The 9862-nt window shown below is 73.4% G+C and carries 9 protein-coding genes; 4 read left to right on the top strand and 5 right to left on the bottom strand.

The annotated features are described in order from the left end of the window. The first annotated feature begins 328 nt into the window (after positions 1-328). Positions 329-1492 (top strand): exonuclease SbcCD subunit D, encoded by a 1164-nt coding sequence (locus ABZ642_RS41100; RefSeq protein ID WP_360495040.1) that lies wholly within the window; start codon positions 329-331, stop codon positions 1490-1492. A gap of 34 nt (positions 1493-1526) precedes the next feature. Then, positions 1527-4517 carry an SMC family ATPase gene (locus ABZ642_RS41095; protein WP_360495037.1) on the top strand — a complete coding sequence of 997 codons (2991 nt, stop codon included), beginning with the start codon at positions 1527-1529 and terminating at the stop codon, positions 4515-4517. Here ABZ642_RS41095 and ABZ642_RS41090 read toward each other — a convergent pair. Further along, positions 4514-4960 carry an Lrp/AsnC family transcriptional regulator gene (locus ABZ642_RS41090; RefSeq protein ID WP_360495034.1) on the bottom strand — a complete coding sequence of 149 codons (447 nt, stop codon included), beginning with the start codon at positions 4958-4960 and terminating at the stop codon, positions 4514-4516. The genes ABZ642_RS41095 and ABZ642_RS41090 overlap by 4 nt on opposite strands. A gap of 134 nt (positions 4961-5094) precedes the next feature. On the opposite strand from ABZ642_RS41090, the gene ABZ642_RS41085 reads away from it, so the two are divergent. Together ABZ642_RS41085 and ABZ642_RS41080 are read left to right on the top strand one after the other, a co-directional pair. Further along, a complete protein-coding gene (locus tag ABZ642_RS41085; protein WP_360495031.1) occupies positions 5095-5568 on the top strand; it encodes a rhodanese-like domain-containing protein in 474 nt (157 codons plus the stop codon). A gap of 47 nt (positions 5569-5615) precedes the next feature. After that, entirely contained in the window at positions 5616-6131 is a 516-nt protein-coding gene (locus tag ABZ642_RS41080) for an immunity 21 family protein (RefSeq protein WP_360495028.1), read from the top strand. A gap of 19 nt (positions 6132-6150) precedes the next feature. Here the strand turns inward: ABZ642_RS41080 and ABZ642_RS41075 are convergent, their stop codons facing one another. The 4 genes from ABZ642_RS41075 to ABZ642_RS41060 form a co-directional block, all read right to left on the bottom strand. Continuing rightward, positions 6151-7380: a cytochrome P450 gene (locus ABZ642_RS41075; RefSeq protein ID WP_360495025.1), complete on the bottom strand. Its 1230-nt coding sequence runs from the start codon at positions 7378-7380 to the stop codon at positions 6151-6153. Positions 7381-7413: 33 nt separating this feature from the next. Continuing rightward, positions 7414-8808: an FAD/NAD(P)-binding oxidoreductase gene (locus ABZ642_RS41070; RefSeq protein WP_360495022.1), complete on the bottom strand. Its 1395-nt coding sequence runs from the start codon at positions 8806-8808 to the stop codon at positions 7414-7416. After that, complete coding sequence (locus tag ABZ642_RS41065) at positions 8795-9022, bottom strand: ferredoxin (RefSeq protein ID WP_360495046.1); 228 nt, start codon at positions 9020-9022, stop codon at positions 8795-8797. The genes ABZ642_RS41070 and ABZ642_RS41065 overlap by 14 nt, the downstream gene beginning before the upstream one ends. A gap of 144 nt (positions 9023-9166) precedes the next feature. Next, complete coding sequence (locus ABZ642_RS41060) at positions 9167-9847, bottom strand: hypothetical protein (protein ID WP_360495019.1); 681 nt, start codon at positions 9845-9847, stop codon at positions 9167-9169. Positions 9848-9862: the final 15 nt, after the last annotated feature.

The raw sequence follows: 9862 nt of genomic DNA, 5'->3' as shown, positions 1-9862 counted from the left end.
ATCCCCCCCCGCTGGCCGCTGGGCGTCCCCCCCCCGCGCCCCCGGCCGCCCCCCCGCGTTGCCCGGGGGCCCCCCCCGCCGCTCGTCCGGTCCGCGAACGGGCGAGGCCGGCGTCCGTATGTCCTGCCCCGACGTTGCGAAGGGCTCCCGCAGCCCACACGCCGCGGACGTGTCCCAGGCGGCGGGTCAGCCGGTGGCAGACTGAGGCCCGTGATGGACCAGGTGCTGACAGGCGTTAGCGTGGTCGGTGCGGAGAGCGGGAACCGTGCTGGTTCGGTGCTGTGGCCAGGGGCGAAATAGGGAGAAACATGCAGGTCGGAGCAGCGTCTTGAGAATTCTGCACACTTCCGACTGGCATCTCGGCCGCACCTTCCACCGGGTGAACATGCTCGGCGCCCAGGCCGATTTCATCGGCCACCTCGTCACCACTGTGCGTGAACATGACATCGACGCCGTGGTCGTGTCGGGAGACGTGTACGACCGTGCGGTCCCGCCGTTGGCCGCGGTCGAGCTGTTCGACGACGCCCTGCACCGGCTCGCCGACCTCGGCGTGCCCACGGTGATGATCTCCGGCAACCACGACTCGGCCCGCCGCCTGGGCGTCGGCTCCGGTCTCATCGACCGCGCGGGCATCCATCTGCGCACCGAGCCGACGGCCTGCGGCACGCCCGTCGTGCTCGCCGACGCCTTCGGCGACGTCGCCTTCTACGGCCTGCCGTATCTCGAACCCGCTCTGGTGAAGGACGAGTTCGCCGTCGAGAAGGCCGGGCACGAGCCGGTGCTGGCCGCCGCCATGGACCGGGTCCGCGCCGACCTCGCCGCCCGCCCGCCGGGCACGCGTTCCGTGGTCCTCGCGCACGCCTTCGTCACCGGCGGCGAGGCCAGCGACAGCGAGCGGGACATCACCGTCGGCGGGGTGGCCGCCGTCCCCGCCGGAGTCTTCGACGGCGTCGACTACGTCGCGCTGGGCCACCTGCACGGCTGCCAGACCCTCACCGAGCGCGTCCGCTACTCCGGCTCCCCGCTGGCGTACTCCTTCTCCGAGGCCGACCACCGCAAGAGCATGTGGCTCGTCGACCTGGCCGCCGACGGTGCCGTCACCGCCGAGCGCCTGGACTGCCCGGTCCCGCGCGCGCTGGCCCGTATCCGCGGCACGCTCGACGACCTGCTCGCCGACCCCGCCCTGACCCGGCACGAGGACGCCTGGATCGAGGCCACCCTCACCGACCCGGTCCGACCCGCCGACCCCATGGCCCGCCTCACCGACCGCTTCCCGCACACCCTCAGCCTGGTCTTCGCCCCCGACCGCGCCCCGGACGACCCCGACGTGACCTACGCCCGCCGCCTGGCCGGCCGCACCGACCGCCAGATCGCCGAGGACTTCGTCGCCCATGTCCGCGGCGCGGGCCCCGACCAGCGGGAACTGACCGTGCTGGGCGAGGCGTTCGACGCCGTGCAGGCCGATTCCGCGGTACGGGAGGTGGCGCGGTGAGGACGTACGCGCGACGGACCACGGAGGCCACCCAGTGAGGCTCCACCGGCTCGACATCACCGCCTTCGGCCCCTTCGGCGCCACCCAGAGCGTCGACTTCGACGCGCTCTCCGCGGCCGGGCTCTTCCTGCTGCACGGCCCGACCGGCGCCGGAAAGACCTCCGTCCTGGACGCCGTCTGCTACGCGCTCTACGGCACCGTCCCGGGCGCCCGCCAGAGCGGCCAGGGCACATCCCTGCGCAGCGACCACGCCGACCCGGCCACCCGCACCGAGATCCGCCTCGAACTCACCGTCGGCGGACGCCGGTTGGAGATCACCCGGCAGCCGCCCTGGGAGCGCCCCAAGAAACGCGGCTTGGGCACCACCCTCGACAAGGCCCAGACCTGGCTGCGCGAGTACGACGCCACGGGCGGCGCCTGGAAGGACCTCAGCCGCTCCCACCAGGAGATCGGCGAGGAGGTCAGCCAGCTGCTCGGCATGAGCCGCGAGCAGTTCTGCCAGGTCGTCCTGCTGCCCCAGGGCGACTTCGCCCGCTTCCTGCGCGCCGACGCCGGCGCCCGCGGCCAGCTGCTCGGCCGCCTCTTCGACACCCAGCGCTTCGCCGACGTCGAGAAGCGCCTCGCCGAGCGCCGGAAGGCGACCGAGGCCCGGGTACGGGACGGCGACTCCGCGCTGCTGGCCGACGCACACCGCATGCAGCAGGAAGCCGGCGACGCGATGGAGCTGCCGGAGCTGTCCCCGGGCGAGCCCGGTCTCGCCGAGGCCGTCCTCACCGCCGCCGCCGTCGCCCGCAGCACCGCCCGCGAGCACCTCACCGTCGCCCACTGCCGCCTCACCGCTGCCGAGTCCGCCCAGTTCGCCGCCGACCGCGCACTGGCCGGCGTCCGTGAACTGGCACGGTTGCAGGGCCGGTTCGCCGAGGCCGGGGAGCGGGCCGTACGGCTGGAGGAGCGGGCTGGGGACCATCGTGCGGCGCAGGCGCGGATGGAGCGGGGGCGGCAGGCGGCGGCGGTGGCGCCGGCGCTGGAGCTGCGGGACGCCGCCGAGGCCGGGCACCGGGAGGCGGCCGCCGCCGAGGCACGCACGCGCGCATTGCTGCCGGAGACCTTCGCCGGAGCCGGTGCGGCGGGGCTCGTCACCGCTGCCCGCCGGGCCGCCGAGGAGCTGGGCGGGCTGGAGGCCGCGCGCCGGGCCGAGCGACGGCTCGCCGAGGTCGTGGACGAGCGCGGGCGCCTGGACCGGCAGGAGCGGGACGACGAGGACGTCCTGCGCGAGGCCGCCGGCTGGCTCGCCGACTGGGACACCGTGCGCGCGGGCCTGGAGACCCGGATCGACTCCGCCCAGGAGGCCGCGACCCGCGCCGAGCAGCTGGCCGTCCAGCGCGATCCCGCCCGCCGGCGGCTGGCGGCGGCGCGGCTGCGGGACGAGCTGGGCCGGGACACGGACGAGGCCCAGCGCAGGGCCCTGGCTTCCGCGCGGCGGGCCGTCGACGCGCGGGCCCACTGGCTCGACCTCAAGGAACAGCGGCTGAACGGCATCGCCGCCGAGCTGGCCGCCGATCTCACCGACGGCGCACCCTGTGCGGTCTGCGGGTCAACCGAACATCCGGCGCCCGCAAGGAAGTTCGCGGGGCATGTCGACCGGGAGGCGGAGGAGCGGGCGCTCGCCGCCTACCAGCACGCCGACGAACAGCGCGCCGAGGACGAGCGGCGCCTCGCCACCGTCCGCGAGGCACTGGCCGCCGCCACCGCCGAGGCGACCGACACACCTACCGGTCAACTCGCTTCCGAGGCCGATGAGTTGGAGCAGGAGTACGCCCGGGCCCGGCGCGGGGCCTCCGACCTGCACGCGGCGCAGGAGGAGCTGCGGCTCGCCGAGCGGGAGCGCGAGCGCCGGCTGGCCGGCCGGCAGCAGGCCGAGGTCCGGGCCGCCGCCCGGCTGACCCGGAAGGACAGCCTCGACACGGAACTGGCCGCTCTGGAGGAGGAGTTGGACACGGCGCGGGGCGGTGCGGTCAGTGTCGCCGCCCGGGCCGCGCAGCTGGAGCGGCAGGCGGCGCTGCTCACCGACGCCGCCGACGCCGCCCGCGCCGCCGACGACACCGCCCGGCATCTGAAGGACGCCGACGCCCGGCTCGCCGACGCCGCCTTCCGGGCCGGCTTCGACACCCCGCAGGACGCGGCCGCCGCCCTCCTCGACGACACCGCCCACCGCCAACTCCAACGGCGCCTGGACGACTGGCAGTCCGAGGAGGCCGCGGTGCGCGCGGTACTGGCGGAGGCCGACACCGCGGCGGCCGCCCAGCAGCCGCCCGCCGACCTCGAGGCGGCGGAACGCGACGCCGCCACGGCGGCCCGGCGGCTGCGTGACGCCGCGTCCGCCCGGGACCGGGCCGACCGCTGCCGTGGAGAGCTCGACCGGCTGTCCGCCCGCGCGACCGAGGGCGTGCGCCGCCTCGCGCCGCTGCGCGAGGAGTACGAGCGGGTCGCCCGGCTCGCCGCCCTCACCGCCGGCACCTCCGCCGACAACGAGCGCCGGATGCGGCTGGAGTCGTACGTCCTGGCGGCCCGCCTGGAACAGGTCGCCGCCGCCGCGACCGTACGCCTGCACCGCATGTCCTCCGGCCGCTACACCCTCGTCCACTCCGACGACCGCACCGGACGCGGCCGCAGCGGCCTCGGGCTGCACGTCGTCGACGCCTGGACCGGACGCGAGCGGGACACCGCCACCCTGTCCGGCGGCGAGACCTTCTTCGCCTCCCTCGCGCTCGCCCTCGGCCTCGCCGACGTCGTCACCGACGAGGCCGGCGGGGTCCGGCTCGACACCCTCTTCATCGACGAGGGCTTCGGCAGCCTCGACGACCAGACCCTGGACGAGGTCCTCGACGTCCTCGACTCGCTGCGCGAACGCGACCGCAGCGTGGGCATCGTCAGCCACGTCCCGGACCTGCGCCGCCGTATCCACGCCCAACTGGAGGTGGCGAAGGGCAGATCGGGCTCGACGCTGCACCGGCGCGGAGTCTAGGTACCGATGGCGCGGCGGGGGAGGGGCGAGGAGTAGACGACGCTCGTCGTCACCGATCCCAGGGTGCCGATCCTGCCGGAGATCTCCTCCAGGTGGCGCATCGAGCGGGCGGTGACCTTGATGACGAAGCAGTCGTCCCCCGTGACGTGGTGCGCCTCCAGGATCTCGGGGGTGGCGGCGACCAAGTCGTGGAACGGCCGGTAGTTGCCGTTCGGATAGCGCAGCCGGACGAAGGCCAGGATCGGCAGGCCCAGCCGCTCCGGGTCGACCACGGCCGCGTACCCCTGGATCACGCCCGCCTCCTCGAGGCGGCGCACCCGCTCGGTCACCGCGCTCGGGGACATCGCGACGGCACGCGCCAGCTCGGCGAAGCTGGCCCGGCCCTCGCGCTGGAGGACGTCGAGGATGCGCCAGTCGGTGGCGTCCGGGGAAAACACGGTCATGGCGGATGGATAACAGGGAATCCCCGGCCGGACAAGGCCCGGGCCGGGGATCGTACCTTCAGGGCGAACGGTCACCGGCCGTAGATTTCCGGACATGGAGATCCGCCGCACCGCTGGCCAGTGAAAGGCCCCAGATGACCGCCACCACCGTGAACCCCGTCCTGCGCGTCGCCCCCGCCGCGCCCGCCGAGGCCGCCCACTACTTCCGGGCGAGCCTCGTCTTCCACACCGACGTCTCCGACGTGGCCGCCGCCCTCGCCGCCGACGGCGACCCCGGCTTCGTCGTCCTGGACTCCCGCTCCACCGAGTCCTGGGACCAGGGCCACATCCCCGGCGCCGTCCACCTGCCCACCGCGCTGATCCCCGAGCAGGCGGCCCGGCTCCTCGACAAGGAGGTGCCCGTGGTGACGTACTGCTGGGGTCCCGGCTGCGACGGGGCGACCCGTGCCGCCCTCGCGCTGGCCGAACTCGGCTACCGGGTCAAGGAGTTGCTCGGCGGGTTCGAGTACTGGGTGCGTGAGGGCTTCGAGTTCGAGACCTGGCAGGGCCATACGCGCCGGGCTCCGGACCCGCTGACCGCACCCGTCGAGGGCGACTGCGGTTGCTGATTCCCTGGGGCGAACTTGTGCTGTCGCTGTACGTGTAGGTTCACCCCATGACTCGTTATGCGGATCCAGGCGCGGTGGAGTGGGTGGAGTCGGGCGGCGGCCCGCTCGTGGCGGTCCCGGAGACGGTCCTGCCGTTCTGGGCCGGAGCCGACAGCGAGGACCTGGCCACCGACTACGACCGGGCCTGCGAGGTCGACGGCTACGTCGGACTGCTCCCGGTCGGGGACAGCGCGGCCCTGGTCCTCGGCGACGAACCCGCCTCGACGTCCTTCCTGCCGGACCACGGCACGTTCATACGTTGGTCCGCCGCCAACTCCGAGGACGAGCTGCTGGCCCAGGTCCCCGCCGCGCTCGACAGCGCCGTGTGGGAGAACGAGATCCGCTGGCAGGTGCCGGGCCCCGTCGTCCTGTTCGACTCCGCCTGGCCGGGCGGCGAGGCGGAGGGCGGGGACCATCTGCGGGTCCCGCTGGAGCCCGGCACCTACGAGGTGCACGCCGCCTACACCAGGCCCGGCCCGGAAACCTGGCTGGGCCTGGTGCGGTTGCGCAGGGTCGAGGCCTGACGACCCCTCAGCTCACCCGTCACCGCACCCCGTCGATCGCGATCTTGAGGTGGCGCGGACCGCGCAGCACCGCGTTCGGACGGTAGGGCGGCGGGTCCTCGACGAGCCGCGGGTTGTCGAGCCGACGGGCCAGCTGGGCCAGCGCGAGCTGGGCTTCGATGCGGGCCAGCGGGGCGCCGAAACAACTGTGGATGCCGCTGCCGAAGCCGAGGTGCTGGATGTCCTGGCGGTCCGGGTCGAACCGGTCGGGGTCCGTGAACCGCTCCGGGTCCCGGTTGCCGGCACCCAGGACGAGCCAGATGCGCGAACCCTTGGGAATGGTCACCCCGCGCACCTCGATGTCGGCGATGCAGGTGCGCTGCGGCACGAGCTGCACCGGCGGCTCGTAACGCAGCAGTTCCTCCACGATCCGCACCGACAGGCCCGGGTCGTTTCGCAGCCGCTCCAGGACCTCCGGGTGCCGCAGCAGCGTGAGCATGCCGTTGGTGATCAGGTTGACGGTCGTCTCATGGCCGGCGATGAGCAGCAGCACCGCGGTGCTCAGTACCTCCATGGTCGTCATGGAACCGTCCGGACCACTGCTGTGCACCAGGTCGGACAGCATGTCGTCACGGGGTTCCCTGGCGCGCTGCTCCACCAGCCCGTTCAGGTACATGCCGAGCTGCAACCGGGCCTCCTGCGCGGTGCGCTGGGAGTCGGCGGCCGTACGGCTGTCGGGGTCCAGGCCGGCGACGATCGGGTCGACCCAGGCCCGGAAGCGCGGCTCGTCCTCGCGCGGCACGCCGAGCACCCGGCAGATCGCGGTGACCGGGAAGGGGTACGCGACCTGGTCGACGAGGTCGATCTCCCGGGCGTCCCCGAGGCCGTCGATGAGACCGGTGACGATCTCCTCCAGCTGGCCCCGCATGTCGTCGATCCGGCGCGGCCGGTGCGGTGGCCCGAAGGAGCTGTTGGCGATCCTGCGCAGCCGGTCGTGCTCCGGCGGGTCGAGCCGGATGAAGCTCGGCGGCAGTCCCGTCGCCTCCGGACCGGACAGGTCGTCGTGCCCGCCGGCGGTCACGTTGGACTCGTCTGAGCTGATCCGCGGATCGTGGAGCAGGGCCTCGATGTCGTGGTAGGAGCTGATGAGGTAGGGACCGTCGTCCTCCTCGTGCAGCACCGGCGTCTTGCGGAGTTCCTCGTACACCGGGTACGGGTTGGCGCGGTTCGCGAAGTCGGTGATCTGGTGCAACAGCGAGGTCTGCGGCATGACAGGTCCTTCGGGCGTCGGGGCCGGGCGCGGTCAGTGGCGGGCGGGGTGGAAGACCAGCTGCTGGTCGGTCGGCGAGTAACCGCTGAGGGTCACCATGGGACCGTGCGTGGGCAGCGCGGGGTCCGGGAAGTCCGCGTCGACCGGCACCCGGCCCTCGGGTCGGCGGTCCACCGTCGGGAACTCCACCGGGAACGGCGCGCCCTTCTCGATCTGCCGCTGGTAGAACTCCAGCCACCGGGTGTTGTCGAAGCTCACCGCGGCGATCGTCCGGCCCTTGTAGCCGTACACCCCGACGAACCGGCGTTCGGCCAGCGAGCCCTGCGTGATCATGATCTGCTCGCCCATCGGCGGCACCCCGACGGACTTGATGTTCACGCCGAACTGGGACGACCAGAACGCCGGCACCCACAGATGCGGCCTGCGCTCGGCGCTCGGGCTGATCATGTTGTGCGCGGCGATCTCGGCCTGCGCGACCGCGTTGCCCCAGTGCTCCAGGGAGAGGAACTGATAGCCGAACAGGGCGTGCGGGGACCGGGCGACATCGCCGGCGACGAAGATGTCGTCGGTGACGATGCCCCGGAAGTCGAAGGCACGGCAGCCCGCGTCGCAGGCGATGCCCTGGGGGCCCGCGCCGAGACCGGATCCGGTGAGCCAGCCGGTGTTGCGGCTCGCGCCGAGCGACACGATCACGACGTCCGCCTCGACGATGCTCTCGTCGGACAGATGGACGGCGCGCACCCGGCCGGCCGAGTCGCCCTCCAGCGCGGTGACCATCACCCCGGTGCGCAGGTCCACCCCGTTCTCGCGGTGCATGTCGGCAGCGACCGCGCCGATCACCCCGCCCAGGGCGCCCACCAGCGGCGCGCCCGCCCGTTCCGCCACGGTGACCTCGATGCCGTGCTCCCGGCAGGCCGAGGCGATCTCCGAACCGGTGAACCCGGCGCCGATCACGAACACCCGGCGCGGGCCGGCCTTCAGCCGCCGCAGCAGCGCGGCCGCGTCGTCCCGGGTGCGCAGGGTGAACACGCCGTCCAGCCGGGCCTCGTCCTCCTTGGGCCAGGGCCGCGCGCTCACTCCGGTCGCGATCAGCAGACGGTCGTACTCGACCTCGTCGCCGTCGGCCAGCCGTACCCGCCTGGCCTCGATGTCCAGACCGGTCGCCGCGACCCCGAGCCGCCACTTCGCGTCGATCTCCCGGCGGCGGGGCAGTTCGGTGTGGTTCGGGGACGCCTTGCCGAGCAGCACCCCCTTGGACAGCGGCGGCCGGTCGTACGGCTCGTAGGGCTCGTCGCCGATCATGGTGAGTTCCCCGGTGAAGCCCTCGGCGCGCAGCGTCTCGGCGCCGCGCAGCCCGGCCAGCGAGGCACCCACGATCACGATCCGGCCCTCCCGCCGGAGCCAGTCGAGATAGTCAGCGGGCGCCATCGGACGTCCCTCCCACGGCCCCGTCCAGGCCGTCGGCGGTGATCGCCTGCACCGGGCAGGCGGCGACGGCACGGGCCAACCGCTCCCGCTGCTCCTCCTCGGCGTGTGGGCTGTAGACGAGCGATTCCTCGCCGTGCATGGTGAAGACGTCCGGGGCGAGGAACGCGCACTGCGCGTATCCCTGGCATCTGTTGAGATCGACGACAAGGCGCATCATGGCTCCGCCCTTCCGGTGGCCAGGTGTCGTGCGTACCGCCAGTCCGTGGCTTCAGTCTCGGACGACGGAGAACTCCCCGCACGCCAGCATGGGCGCCCACGCGTGCCACCGCGCGCCGGGGCATTCCGATCGGGTGAGCCCTCAGGACGCCGGCGCCGGGGCAGCGGCGGAGCGGCGGAGGCTCACCACGAGGATGTACAGACTGAGCAGCAGTGACCAGCCCGGGAACACCAGCTCCGACCAGGGCACGGCTGCCGAGACGAACAGCAGGACCAGCGCGGTGAGGAAGCCCAGCAGCGTCAGCCAGCGCGGCAGGATGCCCAGGCGGTGTCCGATCACCGACGTGGAACAGACGAAGACGGCCGCCATCCGCATCGCGTAGCCGATCATCAGCGTGTAGGCGAGGTGCTGGCCGAAGTCCCAGGTGGGCCGGGAGGGCGAGGTACCCGCCGGATGGGCGGTGTCGAGCAAGGCCGAGGCCACCGCGGCGGCGGCGAACATCGTGGCCGTGAAGACCACGGCGCTGCCGAGGAACACGGTGGCCATGAACCGGTCCTCGGCCTCGCCGACGTGCGAGCGGACGACGCCGACGAACCACAGGAAGAAGATGCCGGCGAACGGCACCAGCAGAAGGGCCGCGTGGACGGCGCTGCGCCGGGTGGGATCCGGCTGTTGGGTGGTGACCGCGTCGGCACCCTGCGGGATGCCGAGCCGGATGAGCACGATGGCGGCGGCGAGCAGCAGCGCGAACACGATCCCGGCCACGCCCGCGGCGCGTGGGGTCTGCAACGGCTCCCGTCGTGGGGTCGTGGAGGTCTGCATCCGCGGCTCGCTTCC

The sequence above is a fragment of the Streptomyces sp. NPDC007157 genome, assembly GCF_040634235.1.
Lineage (GTDB): Bacteria > Actinomycetota > Actinomycetes > Streptomycetales > Streptomycetaceae > Streptomyces.
The sequence above is the reverse complement of the archived record's forward strand: the minus strand, read 5'-3'. Positions and strand labels throughout refer to the sequence as shown.

Bases quoted from the DNA above. Each gene is read 5' to 3' on its own strand.
- ABZ642_RS41090 (WP_360495034.1), bottom strand. From the start codon at position 4,960: ATGACCGTGTTTTCCCCGGACGCCACCGACTGGCGCATCCTCGACGTC.
- ABZ642_RS41085 (WP_360495031.1), top strand. From the start codon at position 5,095: ATGACCGCCACCACCGTGAACCCCGTCCTGCGCGTCGCCCCCGCCGCG.
- ABZ642_RS41080 (WP_360495028.1), top strand. From the start codon at position 5,616: ATGACTCGTTATGCGGATCCAGGCGCGGTGGAGTGGGTGGAGTCGGGC.
- ABZ642_RS41075 (WP_360495025.1), bottom strand. From the start codon at position 7,380: ATGCCGCAGACCTCGCTGTTGCACCAGATCACCGACTTCGCGAACCGC.
- ABZ642_RS41070 (WP_360495022.1), bottom strand. From the start codon at position 8,808: ATGGCGCCCGCTGACTATCTCGACTGGCTCCGGCGGGAGGGCCGGATC.
- ABZ642_RS41065 (WP_360495046.1), bottom strand. From the start codon at position 9,022: ATGCGCCTTGTCGTCGATCTCAACAGATGCCAGGGATACGCGCAGTGC.
- ABZ642_RS41060 (WP_360495019.1), bottom strand. From the start codon at position 9,847: ATGCAGACCTCCACGACCCCACGACGGGAGCCGTTGCAGACCCCACGC.